A 17,320-nucleotide genomic window follows, 5' to 3' on the forward strand; every position below is an offset into this window, starting at 1 on the left:
AAAGGAGTGCGGCACATGTCAAAAGGGCATTCGCTACAAGACCCTTACTTGAACACTTTACGTAAAGAGAAAGTTGGGGTGTCCATCTATCTGGTCAACGGGATCAAACTGCAAGGCACGATCGAGTCTTTCGACCAGTTCGTCATCCTGCTGAAGAACACCGTCAGCCAAATGGTCTACAAACACGCTATCTCGACAGTGGTGCCTGTTCGTCCAATTCGTCTGCCTAGCGCAACCGAATCCGAAGGCGGTGACGCTGAGCCGGGTAACGCTTGATAGGAGCCTCCTTTGTTCTTTGAGCGCCACGGTGGTGGTGAGCGGACTATTCTCGTTCACTTGGAAGGACAGGACCCTGAGGCGCGCGAAGATCCGCAGGAGTTTCAGGAATTGGCAATTTCGGCCGGCGCCGAGACCGTCGCGTTTTTCAACGTGCCGCGTCATCGGCCAACCGCCAAGTTCCTGATCGGCAGTGGCAAGGTCGAGGAGTTGCGCGACCTGGTCAAGGTCGAGCACATCGATCTGGTGATTTTCAATCACATCCTTACGCCCAGTCAGGAACGCAACCTCGAACGTGTCTTCGAGTGTCGCGTGATCGACCGCACCGGGCTGATTCTCGACATCTTCGCCCAGCGCGCGCGGACTCATGAAGGCAAGCTCCAGGTCGAACTGGCCCAGCTTGAGCACATGAGCACGCGACTGGTCCGCGGCTGGACTCACCTCGAGCGCCAGAAAGGCGGTATCGGCCTGCGCGGCCCGGGTGAAACCCAGCTGGAAACCGACCGGCGCCTGCTGCGGGTTCGCCTGCGCCAGATCAAGGGGCGGCTGGAGAAGGTTCGCAGCCAGCGCGAGCAGTCGCGACGAGGCCGCAAGCGGGCCGACATCCCGACGGTTTCACTGGTGGGTTATACCAACGCGGGCAAATCGACCCTGTTCAACAACGTCACCCAGTCCGACGTCTATGCCGCCGACCAGTTGTTCGCCACGCTCGACCCGACCCTGCGCCGGCTCGACCTGAACGACCTCGGGCCGATCGTGCTGGCCGATACCGTGGGTTTCATCCGGCATTTGCCGCACAAGCTGGTCGAGGCTTTCCGAGCTACGCTCGAAGAGTCGAGCAACTCCGACCTGCTGCTGCATGTGATCGATGCCGCCGAACCGGATCGGATGCTGCAGATTGAACAGGTCATGGTGGTGCTGGGCGAGATCGGGGCCCAGGACTTGCCGATCCTCGAGGTATACAACAAACTCGATTTGCTCGAAGGGGTCGAGCCGCAGATCCAGCGCGATGCCGATGGCAAGCCGCAACGGGTCTGGCTGTCGGCCCGTGATGGCAGCGGCCTGGACCTGCTCAAGCAGGCGGTGGCGGAGCTGCTGGGGGATGACTTGTTCGTCGGCACCTTGAAGCTGCCGCAGCGTTTTGCCCGGTTGCGTGCGCAGTTTTTCGAGTTGGGGGCGGTACAGAAAGAAGAACACGACGAAGAAGGCATCTGCCTGCTGGCCGTTCGCCTGCCTCGATCGGAACTGAACCGATTGGTCAGTCGCGAAGGGCTGCAACCGATGGAATTCATCGAGCAACACACTTTGCAATAAAAGCCTGAGAAAGCTGTGTCAGGCATTCTGTAGCATTGGCCGGCGCGCCGTGGGTGCGTCTTTGCTTTATCAGATGGAGAGCGCTATGGCTTGGAATGAGCCGGGTGGCAACTCGAATAACCAGGATCCCTGGGGCGGCAAGCGTCGTAACAACGGCGACCGCAAGGGACCACCGGATCTCGACGAGGCCTTCCGCAAGCTGCAGGAAAGCCTGAACGGTTTGTTCGGTGGTGGTAAGAAACGCGGTGACGATGGCGGCAGCCGTCCGGGCAAGGGCGGCGGTTTTGGCCTGCTCGGCATCGGTCTTGTCGTGCTCGCGGCTGTCTGGCTGTACAGCGCGGTTTATGTCGTGGACGAGCAGGAGCAGGCCGTGGTGCTGCGCTTCGGCAAGTACTACGAAACCGTCGGCCCGGGCCTGAACATCTATTTCCCGCCGATCGACCAGAAGTACATGGAGAACGTCACGCGTGAGCGTGCCTACACCAAGCAGGGCCAGATGCTGACCGAAGACGAGAACATCGTCGAAGTGCCGCTGACCGTGCAGTACAAGATCACCAACCTGCAGGACTTCGTGCTGAACGTCGATCAGCCGGAAATCAGCCTGCAACATGCGACTGAAAGTGCGCTGCGCCATGTGGTGGGCTCCACCGCCATGGACCAGGTGCTGACTGAAGGTCGTGAGCTGATGGCCAGCGAAATCAAGGAGCGCCTGCAACGGTTCCTCGATACCTATCGCACCGGTATCACCGTCACCCAGGTCAACGTCCAGAGCGCAGCGGCACCGCGCGAAGTACAGGAAGCCTTTGACGACGTGATCCGCGCCCGTGAAGACGAGCAGCGCTCGCGCAACCAGGCCGAAACCTACGCCAACGGCGTCGTGCCGGAAGCCCGTGGCCAGGCCCAGCGCATCATCGAGGATGCCAACGGCTACCGCGACGAAGTGGTTTCCCGTGCCAAGGGTGAGGCCGATCGCTTCACCAAGCTGGTCGCCGAGTATCGCAAGGCCCCTGAAGTGACCCGCCAGCGTCTGTACCTGGACACCATGCAGGAAGTCTTCAGCAACACCAGCAAGGTCCTCGTGACCGGGAACAAGAACGGCCAGAGCAATCTGCTGTACCTGCCCCTGGACAAGATGGTCGAAAGTGGTCGTAACACCGGCACGCCGCCAACCGGCGCGGCGGCGGCGGCCAGCAATGAAGCCAACGCCCGCGCGGCGGCGGACCTGCAGCAACAGCAAGCACGTACCAGGGAGAGTCGCTGATGAGCAATAAATCGCTGATCGCCCTTATTGTCGGTGTCGTCGTGGCGATCGCTGCCTGGAACTGTTTCTACATCGTGGCTCAGACCGAGCGCGCGGTGTTGCTGCAATTCGGTCGCGTGGTCCAGCCCGATGTCCAACCAGGGCTGCATGTGAAGGTGCCGTACGTTAACAAGGTGCGCAAGTTCGATGCCCGCCTGATGACGCTGGACGCACCGACGCAGCGCTTCCTGACGCTGGAAAAGAAAGCCGTGATGGTCGATGCCTACGCCAAGTGGCGCGTCAAGGATGCCGAGCGCTTCTACACCGCGACTTCCGGCCTCAAGCAGATCGCCGACGAGCGTCTGTCCCGTCGCCTGGAGTCGGGCCTGCGTGACCAGTTCGGTAAACGTACCCTGCATGAAGTGGTCTCCGGTGAGCGTGATGCGCTCATGGCCGATATCACTCGTTCGCTGAACGCGATGGCGGAAAAAGAGCTGGGTATCGAAGTGGTCGATGTCCGGGTCAAGGCCATCGACCTGCCGAAGGAAGTGAACCGCAGCGTGTTCGAGCGCATGAGCACCGAGCGTGAGCGTGAAGCTCGCGAGCACCGCGCCAAGGGTAACGAGCTGGCCGAAGGCATCCGTGCCGACGCCGATCGTCAACGCCGTGTGCTGCTGGCCGAGGCCTATCGTGAGTCGGAAGAGGTCCGCGGTGATGGTGATGCCCAGGCCGCTGCGATCTACGCCAAGGCCTACGGTCAGGATCAGGAGTTCTACGCGTTCTACCGTAGCCTGCGTGCCTACCGTGAAAGTTTCGCGAACAAATCCGACGTCCTGGTCCTCGACCCAAGCAGCGACTTTTTCCACTACCTGGAAAAGGCCAAGCCTTGATACATCGTTGACCTGAAGCACTCCGCCCGGCGGCTAAAACGTCGGGCGGGGTGATCCTTTGGGAAAACGTGTGTATGATGCGGCAGCCGGGAAATTCCCGGCTTTTTTGCGTCTGCACGTTCGATTGTGGTTCATGCGTGCAGGCATCGGGTCGAACGGCCCGACAGGTTTTTCGAGGAAAGTGCTTGGCGAGGCCGATCCAGGGCCATTCGTCACGTCGCCCTTGCGCGTTGTTTGCGGTTTTTCGCATGACGCGGGCATTTTCTGCTTCACTCAAGGCCAGCCCGAAAGCTGGCCGCCCGGACCATAGGGGAATGGCGTAATGGCAACGGTAGACCGCTGGCTGCTGCCAGATGGCATCGAAGAAGTACTGCCACCGGAAGCCGCGCGTATCGAAGTAGCGCGTCGGCAGGTGTTGGATCTGTTCCAGAGCTGGGGTTACGAGTTCGTCGTTACCCCGCATATCGAGTACCTGGAATCCCTGCTGACCGGCGCGGGCCAGGACCTGGATCTTCGCACCTTCAAGGTTATCGACCCGCAATCGGGGCGGCAGATGGGCTTCCGGGCCGACATCACCCCTCAAGTGGCGCGCATCGATGCCCACACTCTGCGTCGCGAAGGCCCGAGCCGCCTGTGCTACGCCGGCAGTGTCCTGCATGCCCAGCCGCGTGCCTTGTCGTCTTCGCGCAGCCCGATCCAGCTGGGTGCCGAGCTGTATGGCGACGCCAGCCCAAGCAGCGATGTGGAAGTCATCAGCCTGATGTTGGCCATGCTGCAACTGGCTGACGTGCCGGATGTCCACATGGACCTGGGCCATGTCGGTATCTATCGCGGCCTGGCCCGTGCGGCCGGCCTGTCTGGCGAAGTCGAGCAGCGGTTGTTCGACGCGTTGCAGCGCAAGGCGATCGATGAAGTCATCAGCCTGACCGAAGATTTGCCGAGTGACCTGTCCGGCATGCTGCGGGCATTGGTGGACCTTTGCGGCGGCCGTGAAGTGCTGGATGCTGCGCGCGAGCGCCTGGCCGGTGCGCCGGCTCCGGTGTTGGCGGCGCTGGAGGACCTGTTGGCGATTGCCGAGCGTCTGTCGGTGCGTTTCCCGGAGTTGCCGCTGTATTTCGACCTGGGTGAGCTGCGCGGTTATCACTATCACACCGGCGTGGTGTTCGCGGTGTTTGTCCCGGGTGTTGGCCAGTCCATCGCCCAGGGTGGACGCTACGACGACATCGGCGCCGATTTTGGCCGCGCGCGTCCGGCGACCGGCTTCTCTACCGATTTGAAAACCCTGGTGACCCTGGGGCGTGCTGAAATCGAGCTACCGTCTGGCGGTATCTGGATGCCTGACAGTACGGATGCGGCACTCTGGCAGGCAGTCTGTCAGTTGCGCAGTGAGGGTCAGCGTGTCGTCCAGGCGTTGCCTGGGCAACCTTTGGCCGCCGCCCGTGAAGCGGACTGCGACCGGCAATTGATTCAGCAGAACGGGCTTTGGCAAGTATTGCCGCTGGCTTCTTGAGTTTTCCTGCCGGCCTGGAGCCGGCACCAAGTTTGCGCGAATGAGGACAAGTGTTATGGGTAAGAATGTCGTAGTCCTGGGCACCCAGTGGGGTGATGAGGGCAAAGGCAAGATCGTTGATCTGCTGACCGAACATGCTGCCGCCGTAGTGCGCTACCAGGGTGGCCACAACGCAGGCCACACCTTGGTGATCGACGGTGAGAAAACCGTCCTGCACCTGATTCCGTCGGGCGTGCTGCGCGAAGGCGTCCAATGCCTGATCGGCAACGGTGTGGTGGTTGCCCCCGACGCCCTGCTGCGGGAAATCATCAAGCTGGAAGAGAAAGGCGTGCCGGTGCGCGAGCGCCTGCGTATCAGCCCGTCCTGCCCGCTGATCCTGTCCTATCACGTGGCGCTGGACCAGGCCCGTGAAAAGGCCCGTGGCGAGCTGAAGATCGGCACTACCGGTCGCGGCATCGGCCCGGCCTACGAAGACAAAGTAGCCCGTCGTGGCCTGCGCATCGGTGACCTGTTCCACCGTGAGCGTTTCGCCGCCAAGCTGGGCGAGTTGCTGGATTACCACAACTTTGTCCTGGTCAATTACTACAAAGAGCCGGCCATCGACTTCCAGAAGACCCTGGACGAGTGCATGGAATACGCCGAGCTGCTCAAGCCGATGATGCTCGACGTCACTGCCGAGCTGCACGAGCTGCGTCGCGCCGGCAAGGACATCATGTTCGAAGGCGCCCAGGGTTCGCTGCTGGACATCGACCACGGCACCTACCCGTACGTCACCAGTTCCAACACCACTGCCGGCGGCATCGCCACCGGTTCGGGTTTTGGCCCGATGTACCTGGACTACATCCTGGGTATCACCAAGGCCTACACCACCCGCGTCGGTTCCGGTCCGTTCCCGACTGAGCTGTTCGACGACGTCGGGGCCTTCCTGGCCAAGCGCGGCCACGAGTTCGGCGCCACCACCGGCCGTGCCCGTCGTTGCGGCTGGTTCGATGCCGTCATCCTGCGTCGCGCCATCGACGTCAACAGTATCTCGGGCCTGTGCCTGACCAAACTGGACGTACTGGACGGCCTGGAAACCATCAATATCTGCGTCGGCTACAAGAACCAGGACGGCGCAGTCATCGACGCACCGACCGACGCCGACAGCTACATCGGCCTGGAGCCGGTGTACGAGCAGATGCCGGGCTGGACCGAATCGACCGTGGGCGCCAAGACCCTGGAAGAGCTGCCAGTGGCCGCGCGCAACTACATCAAGCGCGTCGAAGAGTTGGTCGGTGCACCGATCGACATTATTTCGACGGGGCCGGACCGCAACGAAACCATCGTCCTGCGTCATCCGTTTGGCTGATAAGTCATTGATGTAACAAACAAAGGGCTCCTTAGGGAGCCCTTTGTCGTTTCTCCCTGGCGGACGGCATGACACTTGCTACGCATCTGCATTAAGGCACCGCTTCTCCGAGTGCCATCAAATTAATGGCGTTTGGTAGAGGGATTTCACGTGTCGGCCGTTCTCTCACTGTTACAAAGCCGTTTGTTGCGGCCTGTGTTCGTTACTCTCGGTATCGCCCTTTTGGTGCAGGTACTGGTCGCCGTTGCGCTGACCCGAAGCACGGTCACGGCGCTGGAGTCCGACCTGGGCTCGCGCCTGGGCGCCGACAGCCAGAAGTTGGCCGGTGAGTTGGAGCAGGCTGGTCGCGAAGTCACCTCCAGCCTTGACAGCTTGTCCGCCAGTACCCGCCAGCGCTTGACCGCAGGTTTGTCTTCGCGCCTGAAGGAGGAGCAGGCCCAGCTGCGTGCAACCCTGGAAAAAGACCTGAGGGATTCCGCCAATGATATGGCGCAGCTCCTGGCCTCCGTTGCGCCCCGCGCCATGTGGGACAGTGATGTACCGACCCTTTCCGAATTCGCCCGCCGGGCCCAGCGCAATCCCAATGTGCTGTTCGTCATCTACGACGACGCCGCTGGAGAACACCTGACCCGCTACCTGAACCGGGAAAACCCGATCAACAAGGCCCTGCTGGAAAAAGGCAAGGGCGAGCGGGCCCTGGACAAAGTGTTGGATGCGGCGAAGAACGATCCATCGGTGTATTACCTCGAGGCCTCGATCAACCCCAACGGCGTGGAGATCGGCAAGGTGCTGATGGGCGTTTCCACCGCTTCAGTGGAGACCGACCTGAAGGCGCTTGACCAGCGCTTCTCCGCATTGATCGCCAGCAGCGATCAACTGGTGGGCGACAGCCTCAAGGGCGCGGCTGCCGACAGTGCCGCCGCGATGCGTGGCCGGCTGGGCTCGGCGCAGGCCACCGCCACCGAAATGCAGACCAATACCGCTGCGACCGTGCAGGAAGCTGCGGGGACGTTGCGCTGGCGCATCGGCCTGGGCCTGGCGTTGGTGGGGTTGGGCGTGTTGGTGTTGCTTGCCGTGGTGCTGGGGCGTCGGGTGGTCAATCGCCTGAAGCTGTTGATCGCGGCGATGAACGATCTGGCGGCGGGCGAGGGCGATTTGACCAAGCGCGTGCAGATCAACAGCAAGGACGAAATCGGCGACATGGCCTCGGCGGTCAATCGCTTTGTGGATAAGTTGCAACCCATCGTGCGCGAGGCGGGGGACGTGGCTCAGCGTACCGGCCAGGAAATTGGCGCGATGACGCTGCGCAACTCTGGTGCCGATGCGGCCGCCGGGATGCAGCGCGATGAAGTGGCGGAAAGCCTGCGTGCCCTGTCGCAGATGGCCGATGAGGCGCAGTCGGAAAGCCAGGCGATGCAGGCAGCCTTGCAGCAAGTGGTCGAGATTCGTCAGGCCACTGATGAAACCACCCGCACGTCGGCCAAGGTCGGCAGTTTGATTGAGGCGTTGGCCGGGCAGGTCGACACGGGGGCGAAAGTCATCGAGCGACTGGCCCAGCAGAGCGAGCAGATCGAAGTGGTGTTGACGGTGATCCACGGCATTGCCGAGCAGACCAACCTATTGGCCTTGAACGCGGCCATCGAGGCGGCACGGGCCGGGGAGACCGGGCGTGGGTTTGCGGTGGTAGCGGATGAGGTGCGGGCGCTGGCGAGCAAGACCCAGAGCTCTACGGGCGACATCCAGGCGCATATCGTGGCGTTGCAGCAAGGGGCGCGTGAAGCGGTGGCTGCCATTGGCCAGGCCGGGCGGCAGGCCAGCGAAGGTCTGTCGGTATTGCGTGACAGTGCGCGGCTGCAGCAGTCGGTGCAGGCATCAGTCGAACAGGTTCATGCGGCCATCGGTTTGGCGACCCAGGCAGCAGCGCATCAGGCCCAAGGCGCGCAAGCGGTGCGTGGTCGGGTCGAGACCATTCATGCCCAGGCCGAAAAAGCTGCCCAGGCGGTGGTCGAGACTACGGCCAGTGGCAAGGTGCTGGATAACCTGGCGGCACAGTTGAAGGCCAGCCTGGGGCAGTTCAGGGCCTGATTCGAGATTCATGGCTGGCTCTTCGCGAGCTGGCTCGCTCCCACATTACTTTCCCCGTGGGGGCGAGTTGGCTCCCTGTAGCCCTCTCAGCGGCTCAGATACATCCGCGTCGTCAGCAAATAGACCGGCAACCCCGACACGACAATCAACAGCGCCGCATAAGGCGCTGCCGCCGCGAATTCCACATTCGAGGTATGTGCCCAAACCGCTGTCGCCAAGGTATTGAGTCCAGTCGGGCTCAGCAGCAGCGTGGCGGTCAACTCCTTCATCGCGTCCAGAAACACCAGGGCGAACGCGGCACCCAGCGCCGGGAAGATGATTGGCAGGGTCACCCGGCAAAACGCACTGAACGACGAAGCCCCCAGCGTCCGCGCCGCTTCTTCCAACTGCGGCGCGGCCTTGTTCAGCGCCGTACGCACCGGGGCCTGGGCCAGTGGCAGGAACAGCAGCGCATAGGCAATCAGCAGCAGGCCGGAAGTCTGGTACAGCGCCGGCACATAGTGCAGGGCGAAATACACCAGGCTCAGGGCAATCACCAATCCGGGAAGTGCGTGCAGCAAGTAGGGCAGGCGTTCGGCCCATGTCGCCAGCCGACCCTTGTGGCGCACCACCAGCAGTCCGACCGGCACTGCCAGCACGAGGCAGAGCGCGGCGCCGCCCAGCGAAAGTGCCAGGGATGACAGCAGCGCTTCGCCGATCTCACCCGCCGGGAATGCCGCGGAAGTACCCACGGCCAGCCAATACGCCAGCATTCCCAGCGGGATGCCGCTGCCGATGATTGCCAGCGCCAGGCAATACAGTTGCCCCAGAAGCATCCAGGCGCCGAGGTGTACGTGTTCGGCCTGGCGTGCTGCGCCTTGCCCGGTGCGAACATGACGGCCCTTGCCGCGTATTCGCAGTTCCAGCCACAACAGCGCCAGGCACAGCACCAGCAAGACCGCTGACAGCATGGCGGCGTTGGCATTGCTGAATTCCAGCTCGAACTGTTGATAGATCGCGGTGGTGAACGTCTGCAGGCCGATGATCGACAGTGCGCCGAACTCAACCAGCATGTGCAGGGCAATCAGCAGGGAACCGGCCAGGAGCGAAGGCCAGAGCAAGGGCAGGGTGACGCGAAAGAACACGCCCCAGCGGTTGTGCCCCAGGGTGCGGGCGGATTCTTCAAGGGATGGGTCGAGGTTGCGCAGCGTTGCGGCCACGGGGAGAAAGATCAGCGGGTATTTGGACAGGCTCATCACCAGGATTGCCCCGCCCAGCCCTTCGAACTGCGCGCTCAGGGATACCCAGGTGAAGCTGCTCACGAACGCCGGCACTGCGAACGGCAAGCACAGAACAACGCCCCAGGCACGACGTCCCGGCAGATTGCTGCGCTCCAGCAGCCAGGCCAGTGACAGGCCGACGATGCCACAGGCCAGCGTGACGCCGGCCATCAGTGCCAACGTGTTGCGCAGCAAGCCAAATACATAAGGCCGCCACAACAAATGCAAGGCCTCCGCCCAGCCGGCCTGCCAAGCCTTTGTAGTCACGTAGAGCAGTGGCAGCAGGCTCAGCAGGACGAGCAGCAGCACTGGCAATATCAACCCGATCGACGGGCGCTTGCGCCGGGGAACGTAAGCCCCGGCTGCGGGAGAGGCGCTGAGCGACGGCGTCATCAGTTCAGGCCGACTTCGCGTTCCAGTTCCAAGGCTTCTTCGGCATTGCCGAGGTCGGCCGGAGTCACTTTGGGCGGCTCCAGTTCATTGAACGGCTTAAGGCCGCGATCCGAGGTCATGCCCTTGTGCAGCGGATACTCGGCGGACGTCTGGGTAATCACCCGCTGGCCTTCTTCACTGGCCATGTAGGCAAGCAACTGTTGGGCTTCCTTGGGATGTTGACTGGATTTCAATGCGGCGGCGCTGGAGACGGTGACCAGACCACCGGCATCGCCGCCGGTAAAGTAATGCAGTTTGGAATCGAGCTGTCCCTTCTCTCTCTGCAGGGCGAACCAGTAGTAATTGTTCACCAGGACTGTCGCCACTTCACCGTTCTCCACGGCTTTGAGGGCGACCATGTTGTTGCTGTAGACCTTGCCAAAGGCGCGCAGCCCGGTGAGCCATTCCTCGGCCGCTTCCTGACCGTGCAATTTGATGATCGCCACCGCTTGTTCCTGGAACGCGCCGCTGGTCGGTACGAAGCCGACCTTGCCTTGCCATTGTGGCTGGGCGAAATCCAGGACGGTTTTCGGCAGGTCCTTTTCATCGATCAGCTTGGGGTTGTAGGCGACCACGCGAACGCGAGCGGTCACGCCCATCCAGGTGCCGTTGTTGGCGACATAGTCTTTGGGAAGCACGTTGAGGGTTGCATCGTCGATCTTCGCCAGCAGGCCTTGTTCGCCTAGCTTGTTCAGCGGCGGCGATTCCTCGGTGTAGATCACATCGGCGGGGGAGCGGTTGCCTTCTTCGACGACTTGGCTGGCGAGTTGGTTGCTGCTGCCCTTGCGCACATTGACGTGAATGCCGGTCTTGGCTTCGAAGGCCTTGGCCAATGCATCGCCGACTTCTTTGTGTTGGCCGTTGTAGAGGGTCAGTTCCACCTTGTCGGCGGCTTGGGTGAGGGGCGTTGCGAGGGTCAGGCCGAGCAGGGTGAAGGTCAGGGCGCGGCGCAGGGTGAATCGAAACATCATTCGCGGGGTTCCTCACTGTCGTGTAGCAAAAACTTGTAACAATGATAAACGATATTGTTTCTCATGTGCGTCCGAGTGTCTGACGCTTGTTGGGAGGGATTTCCGGATCCCGGAAACGCAAAAACCCGCTTTCGCGGGTTTCTGTGAGGTTCAAGGCATATAACCTTGAAGCTTGAATTGGTGCCCAGAAGAAGACTCGAACTTCCACGACCTTGCGGTCACCAGCACCTGAAGCTGGCGTGTCTACCAATTTCACCATCTGGGCAGCATCTTCAGCGTTGCCGCTGTTGATGGGGCGCACTATACGGAGCGCGTTTTGATCTGTAAACCCCTGTTTTTATTTTGATAATTGCCAAACGCAATTACAGGGGTGCAAACGCAAAAAACCCGCTTTCGCGGGTTTTTTGTGAAGCTGGCAGGTTACTGACCTGCTGCTCGAAATTGGTGCCCAGAAGAAGACTCGAACTTCCACGACCTTGCGGTCACCAGCACCTGAAGCTGGCGTGTCTACCAATTTCACCATCTGGGCAACATCGGCAACGTGTGTACGTCGTCGATGGCGCGCACTATACGGAGCGTGTTTTTAACTGTAAACCCCTGGGCGCAAAAAAAACGCTAAATTTCACGAGCGGTGCAATCAGGGGCTTCAAAGGCCTGTCGAAAGACTTTAGAAAAGGCATCTGACGCTTGAAATTTCCCGTTTCATTACGCCTATGCCAAACTAACCCGCATATAGACAAGGTGAAAACTCTCTAATGGCCGATTGGCAGTCCCTCGATCCCGAGGCCGCTCGTGAAGCGGAAAAATATGAAAACCCTATTCCTAGCCGCGAACTGATCCTGGCGCATCTCGCCGATCGGGGTTCGCCTGCTAGCCGTGAGCAGCTGGTCGAAGAATTCGGCCTGACCACCGAGGACCAGCTCGAAGCCCTGCGCCGCCGTCTGCGTGCCATGGAGCGCGATGCTCAACTCATCTACACCCGGCGCGGCACCTATGCCCCGGTCGACAAGCTCGATCTGATCCTGGGCCGTATCGCCGGTCACCGCGACGGCTTCGGTTTCCTGATTCCCGACGATGGCAGCGATGACCTGTTCATGAGCCCGGCGCAGATGCGCCTGGTGTTCGATGGCGACCGTGCGCTTGCCCGGGTTTCCGGCCTGGACCGTCGCGGACGCCGCGAAGGCGTGATCGTCGAGGTGGTGTCCCGTGCACACGAAACCATCGTGGGCCGCTATTTCGAGGAAGGTGGCATCGGTTTTGTCGTTGCCGACAACCCGAAGATCCAACAGGAAGTGCTGGTCACGCCAGGCCGCAATGCCAACGCGCAGATCGGCCAGTTCGTCGAGGTGAAAATCACCCACTGGCCAACCCCGCGCTTCCAGCCGCAAGGCGATGTGGTGGAGGTGGTCGGCAACTACATGGCGCCGGGGATGGAAATCGACGTCGCCCTGCGCACCTACGATATTCCTCACGTCTGGCCTGAAGCGGTCCTGAAAGAGGCCGCCAAGCTCAAGCCGGAAGTCGAAGAGAAAGACAAAGAGAAGCGCATCGACCTGCGTCACCTGCCATTCGTCACCATCGACGGTGAAGATGCCCGGGACTTCGACGATGCTGTCTACTGCGAAGCCCGCCCTGGCAAGTTGCGCCTGTTCTCCGGTGGCTGGAAGTTGTACGTCGCCATTGCCGACGTTTCCAGCTATGTGAAGCTCGGCTCGGCGCTGGACGCCGAAGCCCAGGTGCGCGGCAACTCGGTGTATTTCCCCGAGCGCGTGGTGCCGATGCTGCCGGAGCAACTGTCCAACGGGCTGTGCTCGCTCAACCCCCACGTCGATCGCCTGGCCATGGTTTGCGAAATGACCATCTCCAAGGCCGGCGAGATGACGGACTACTGCTTCTATGAAGCCGTAATCCACTCCCACGCCCGCCTGACCTACAACAAGGTCAGCGCGATGCTGGAAACGCCGAAGCTGGCCGAGTCGCGCAAGCTGCGTGGCGAATACACCGATGTCGTCCCGCACCTCAAGCAACTCTATTCGCTGTACAAGGTGTTGCTGGCGGCGCGTCACGTGCGCGGCGCGATCGATTTCGAAACCCAGGAAACCCGGATCATCTTCGGCACCGAGCGCAAGATCGCCGAAATCCGGCCGACCGTGCGCAACGATGCCCACAAGCTGATCGAGGAATGCATGCTGGCGGCCAACGTCGCCACGGCCGAATTCCTGAAAAAACATGAGATTCCCGCGCTGTATCGGGTCCACGACGGCCCGCCGCCCGAGCGCCTGGAAAAACTGCGAGCGTTTCTCGGCGAGCTTGGCTTGTCCCTGCACAAAGGCAAGGAAGGTCCGACACCCAAGGACTACCAGGCCCTGCTGGCTAGCATCAAGGACCGCCCGGATTTCCACCTGATCCAGACCGTGATGCTGCGCTCCTTGAGCCAGGCGGTGTACAGCGCCGACAACCAGGGCCACTTCGGCCTGAATTACGAAGCCTATACCCACTTCACCTCGCCGATCCGCCGCTACCCCGACCTGCTTACGCACCGGGCCATCCGCAGTGTTATCCATTCGAAGATGAACACCCCGCACGTCAAGCGTGCCGGTGCGATGACCATTCCGAAGGCACGTATCTACCCGTACGACGAAGCGGCCTTGGAGCAGCTTGGCGAACAGTGCTCGATGAGCGAGCGACGCGCCGACGAAGCGACTCGCGACGTCGTGAACTGGCTCAAGTGCGAGTACATGAAGGATCGCGTGGGTGAGTCGTTCCCGGGCGTGATCACTGCCGTGACCGGTTTTGGCCTGTTCGTCGAGCTGACCGACATCTACGTCGAAGGCTTGGTGCATGTCACCGCGCTGCCGGGCGATTACTACCACTTCGACCCTGTGCACCACCGCCTGGCGGGCGAGCGCACCGGTCGCAGCTTCCGTCTTGGCGATACGGTCGAAGTGCGGGTAATGCGCGTCGACCTCGACGAGCGCAAGATCGACTTCGAGATGGCGGAAAAAACCATCAACGCGCCGATCGGTCGCAAAAAACGTGGCACCGAGACCGCCGCGCCTGCGGCCAAGACCGCAGCCGAGCCGGCGTCGTCCAAGTCCGGGCGTCGCGGTTCGGCCAAGGAGAAGGCCGTCGAAGCCTATCGCCCGAGCGATGCCGCGGCGAAAAACGCCGAACTGCGCAAAAGCCGAGAAATGAAACAGGCCTTGCTGGCCGAAGCCAAGAGCGGCGGTAAAGCGGCGTCTGGCGGCAAAACTGGACGGTCGGCTCCGGACAAGGCGAGCAGCAAACCGAGCAAACACCGTAAAGGCCCGCCGAAAGCGGGCTCGGCCCCAGCCAAGAGTGGCGGGGCGCGTAAACCCAAGGCCAAGTCATGAGTCAACTGGAAAAAATCTACGGCGTGCATGCCGTGGAAGCGTTGCTGCGTCACCACCCCAAGCGGGTCAAGCAGATCTGGCTGGCGGAAGGGCGTAGCGATCCGCGCGTCCAGACCCTGGTTGAACTGGCCGGTGAAAACCGTGTTGCGGTCGGCCAGGCCGAGCGGCGCGAGATGGACGCCTGGGTCGAGGGCGTGCACCAGGGGGTCGTGGCCGAGGTGAGCCCGAGCCAGGTGTGGGGCGAAGCGATGCTCGACGAACTCCTGGATCGCACCGAAGGCGCGCCCCTGCTGCTGGTGCTGGACGGCGTGACCGACCCGCACAACCTTGGCGCCTGCCTGCGTTCGGCGGATGCCGCCGGCGCGCTGGCGGTGATCGTGCCTAAAGACAAGTCGGCGACCTTGACGCCGGTAGTGCGCAAAGTCGCCTGTGGCGCGGCGGAAGTGATTCCGTTGGTGGCGGTGACCAATCTTGCGCGCACCCTGGAAAAACTCCAGCAGCGCGGCCTGTGGGTTGTCGGCACGGCGGGCGAGGCCGAGGTCAGCATTTATGACCAGGACCTGACCGGCCCAACCATCCTGATCATGGGTGCCGAGGGCAAGGGTATGCGCCGCCTGACCCGCGAACACTGCGATTACCTGGTCAAGCTGCCGATGGCCGGCAGCGTGAGCAGCCTCAATGTCTCGGTCGCCACGGGTGTGTGTCTGTTCGAGGCCCAGCGTCAACGTGGTGCCAAGGCTGCCGGCAAGAAATCCTAAGGCTGGCGCGATTCAATTGTGGGAGCAAGCCCGCTCCCACATTGGTCTGTACGTAACTGAAAGTGGTGGTTGTTCAAATAATCACCAATTGCCTTGCGCCGCCCTCGGCCCTTCTCTACAATTGCGCCCCTTGCTGTGATGGCAGGCACTTATGTGTCTAGCGTCCTCAAGTCCATAAGTGTCATTCACTCCTTGTCTGACCGTTTTTGAGCGGCAGGCTACAACCCGTAAGGAGCATTCATGCGTCATTACGAAATCATCTTTTTGGTCCACCCGGATCAAAGCGAGCAAGTCGGCGGCATGGTTGAGCGTTACACCAAGCTGATCGAAGAAGACGGCGGCAAAATCCACCGTCTGGAAGATTGGGGCCGTCGTCAACTGGCCTACGCAATCAACAATGTTCACAAGGCTCACTACGTGATGCTGAACGTTGAGTGCACTGGCAAGGCCCTGGCCGAGCTGGAAGACAACTTCCGCTACAACGATGCAGTGATCCGTAACCTGGTCATCCGTCGCGAAGAAGCCGTCACCGGCCAATCCGAGATGCTCAAGGCTGAAGAAAACCGCAGTGAGCGCCGTGAGCGTCGCGACCGTCCTGAGCACTCTGACAGCGCCGATGGCGATGACAGCGATAGCGACAGCGACAACAGCGATAACGCTGACGAGTAATCCACGGACCTTTTAAGGAGCCAATCACATGGCACGTTTCTTCCGTCGTCGTAAATTCTGCCGCTTCACCGCTGAAGACGTGAAAGAGATCGATTACAAAGATCTCAACACCCTGAAAGCCTACGTATCCGAGACCGGCAAAATCGTTCCAAGCCGTATCACCGGTACCAAAGCTCGTTATCAGCGTCAGCTGGCCACCGCTATCAAGCGCGCCCGCTTCCTGGCCCTGCTGGCCTACACCGACAGCCACGGCCGCTGAGACCGGGCAGTCGACAAGTAGTAAGGGATTGAATGCATGCGCGCCTTAGCTGAGTTCATCATGCGCGGTCGTATGCAGGCCACTCTGGTAGTGGCTGGATGCGCGGCATTGCCGTTGTTGTATTGGTTGGGTGCTGCCGCCGGGAGTCTTGTACTCCTGCGGCGCGGATTGAGGGACGCCTTGGGCGTTCTTGCTCTGGGACTGCTGCCGGCTTTGCTCTGGTGGCTGTATTCCGCGGACCCGCGTGCAGTCATGGTGCTGCTCGGGTCTTCGGCGCTGGCGTTGGTATTGCGCGCCAGTGAATCCTGGAACCGCGTGCTGCTGGTCAGCATAGCGATAGGCGTGGCGTTTTCAGTGGTGCTCGGGGTGGCTTTTGCGCCCCAGATCGAGATGCTGTCGCAGGCTTTGGTAAAAATCCTGCCCGAGGCGCTCGGTGATCTCTACCAGCAGATGTCGGTAGAGGAGCAGGCGCGTTTCGCGTCCCTGATTGCCCCCGTCCTGACCGGACTGATTGCGGCCTTGTTGCAAATCGTCAGTGTGCTGAGCCTGGTTATCGGGCGCTACTGGCAGGCGTTGTTGTACAACCCGGGTGGTTTTGGTCGCGAGTTTCGCGCCATCCGCTTCCCGCTTGGGCTGGCGATGTTGCTGTTGGCGGGCATGCTACTGGGGCCGAACTTCGGTCCGCAGATGGCAATGCTCACGCCGCTGTGCAGCGTACCGCTGGTCTTTGCCGCCCTGGCCCTGATTCACGGGCTGGTGGCGCAAAAGCGACTGGCCAGGTTCTGGCTGGTGGGGTTGTACGTCACGTTGTTGCTGTTCATGCAGCTGATCTATCCGTTGCTGGTGGTCCTGGCCATCGTCGACAGCCTGATTGATTTTCGCGGTCGTATGGCGCCGAAAGACGCCGACAGCGCGAACGGTGAAGGTTAAAAGTT

Annotated in this window: 14 protein-coding genes, 2 tRNA genes and 1 pseudogene; 13 read left to right on the forward strand and 4 right to left on the reverse strand. The window is 61.3% G+C overall.

Annotation, left to right across the window (positions count from 1 at the left end):
- The first annotated feature begins 15 nt into the window (after positions 1-15).
- The 8 genes and pseudogenes from hfq (at position 16) to VQ575_RS27130 (ending at position 8,663) form a co-directional block, all read left to right on the forward strand.
- Positions 16-276: an RNA chaperone Hfq gene (hfq, locus tag VQ575_RS02810; RefSeq protein WP_003186419.1), complete on the forward strand. Its 261-nt coding sequence runs from the start codon at positions 16-18 to the stop codon at positions 274-276.
- A 12-nt stretch (positions 277-288) separates the two neighbouring features.
- Positions 289-1,590, forward strand: coding sequence for a ribosome rescue GTPase HflX (gene hflX / locus VQ575_RS02815; RefSeq protein ID WP_039592536.1), 1,302 nt, complete (start codon positions 289-291; stop codon positions 1,588-1,590).
- Positions 1,591-1,675: 85 nt separating this feature from the next.
- Positions 1,676-2,851 carry an FtsH protease activity modulator HflK gene (gene hflK / locus VQ575_RS02820; protein ID WP_039592537.1) on the forward strand — a complete coding sequence of 392 codons (1,176 nt, stop codon included), beginning with the start codon at positions 1,676-1,678 and terminating at the stop codon, positions 2,849-2,851.
- Positions 2,851-3,720 carry a protease modulator HflC gene (gene hflC / locus VQ575_RS02825; RefSeq protein WP_039592538.1) on the forward strand — a complete coding sequence of 290 codons (870 nt, stop codon included), beginning with the start codon at positions 2,851-2,853 and terminating at the stop codon, positions 3,718-3,720. The genes hflK and hflC overlap by 1 nt, the downstream gene beginning before the upstream one ends.
- 322 nt (positions 3,721-4,042) lie before the next feature.
- Positions 4,043-5,230: an ATP phosphoribosyltransferase regulatory subunit gene (locus VQ575_RS02830; RefSeq protein ID WP_039592539.1), complete on the forward strand. Its 1,188-nt coding sequence runs from the start codon at positions 4,043-4,045 to the stop codon at positions 5,228-5,230.
- Between the two features lie 55 nt (positions 5,231-5,285).
- A complete protein-coding gene (locus tag VQ575_RS02835; RefSeq protein ID WP_039592540.1) occupies positions 5,286-6,578 on the forward strand; it encodes an adenylosuccinate synthase in 1,293 nt (430 codons plus the stop codon).
- Between the two features lie 1,125 nt (positions 6,579-7,703).
- A pseudogene (locus VQ575_RS27125) lies at positions 7,704-7,757 on the forward strand (hypothetical protein); the annotation flags it as partial.
- Between the two features lie 201 nt (positions 7,758-7,958).
- A complete protein-coding gene (locus tag VQ575_RS27130; protein WP_411829961.1) occupies positions 7,959-8,663 on the forward strand; it encodes a methyl-accepting chemotaxis protein in 705 nt (234 codons plus the stop codon).
- 86 nt (positions 8,664-8,749) lie between these two features.
- Here VQ575_RS27130 and VQ575_RS02845 read toward each other — a convergent pair whose 3' ends face one another.
- From VQ575_RS02845 to VQ575_RS02860, 4 genes are all read right to left on the reverse strand, one after another.
- Positions 8,750-10,315 carry an ABC transporter permease gene (locus tag VQ575_RS02845; RefSeq protein WP_325919023.1) on the reverse strand — a complete coding sequence of 522 codons (1,566 nt, stop codon included), beginning with the start codon at positions 10,313-10,315 and terminating at the stop codon, positions 8,750-8,752.
- The gene (locus tag VQ575_RS02850; protein WP_198724084.1) at positions 10,315-11,325 is read right to left on the reverse strand and encodes an extracellular solute-binding protein; all 1,011 of its coding nucleotides are present in this window, start codon (positions 11,323-11,325) and stop codon (positions 10,315-10,317) included. The genes VQ575_RS02845 and VQ575_RS02850 overlap by 1 nt, the downstream gene beginning before the upstream one ends.
- Before the next feature lie 178 nt (positions 11,326-11,503).
- Positions 11,504-11,590, reverse strand: a tRNA-Leu gene (locus tag VQ575_RS02855).
- A gap of 177 nt (positions 11,591-11,767) precedes the next feature.
- Positions 11,768-11,854, reverse strand: a tRNA-Leu gene (locus VQ575_RS02860).
- Between the two features lie 226 nt (positions 11,855-12,080).
- On the opposite strand from VQ575_RS02860, the gene rnr reads away from it, so the two are divergent.
- The 5 genes from rnr (at position 12,081) to VQ575_RS02885 (ending at position 17,315) form a co-directional block, all read left to right on the forward strand.
- A complete protein-coding gene (gene rnr, locus VQ575_RS02865) occupies positions 12,081-14,699 on the forward strand; it encodes a ribonuclease R (protein WP_325919025.1) in 2,619 nt (872 codons plus the stop codon).
- Entirely contained in the window at positions 14,696-15,457 is a 762-nt protein-coding gene (gene rlmB, locus VQ575_RS02870; protein ID WP_039592545.1) for a 23S rRNA (guanosine(2251)-2'-O)-methyltransferase RlmB, read from the forward strand. Before rnr ends, rlmB begins: the two co-directional genes overlap by 4 nt.
- 240 nt (positions 15,458-15,697) lie before the next feature.
- Positions 15,698-16,126, forward strand: coding sequence for a 30S ribosomal protein S6 (rpsF, locus tag VQ575_RS02875; RefSeq protein WP_003186395.1), 429 nt, complete (start codon positions 15,698-15,700; stop codon positions 16,124-16,126).
- Positions 16,127-16,154: 28 nt separating this feature from the next.
- Positions 16,155-16,385 carry a 30S ribosomal protein S18 gene (gene rpsR, locus VQ575_RS02880; protein ID WP_002551829.1) on the forward strand — a complete coding sequence of 77 codons (231 nt, stop codon included), beginning with the start codon at positions 16,155-16,157 and terminating at the stop codon, positions 16,383-16,385.
- Between the two features lie 36 nt (positions 16,386-16,421).
- On the forward strand, positions 16,422-17,315 hold the full coding sequence (locus tag VQ575_RS02885; RefSeq protein ID WP_039592546.1) for a YybS family protein: 894 nt from the start codon (positions 16,422-16,424) through the stop codon (positions 17,313-17,315).
- Positions 17,316-17,320 lie beyond the last annotated feature (5 nt).

Origin of the sequence: Pseudomonas frederiksbergensis, from assembly GCF_035751725.1 — a bacterium.
GTDB lineage: Bacteria > Pseudomonadota > Gammaproteobacteria > Pseudomonadales > Pseudomonadaceae > Aquipseudomonas > Aquipseudomonas frederiksbergensis_A.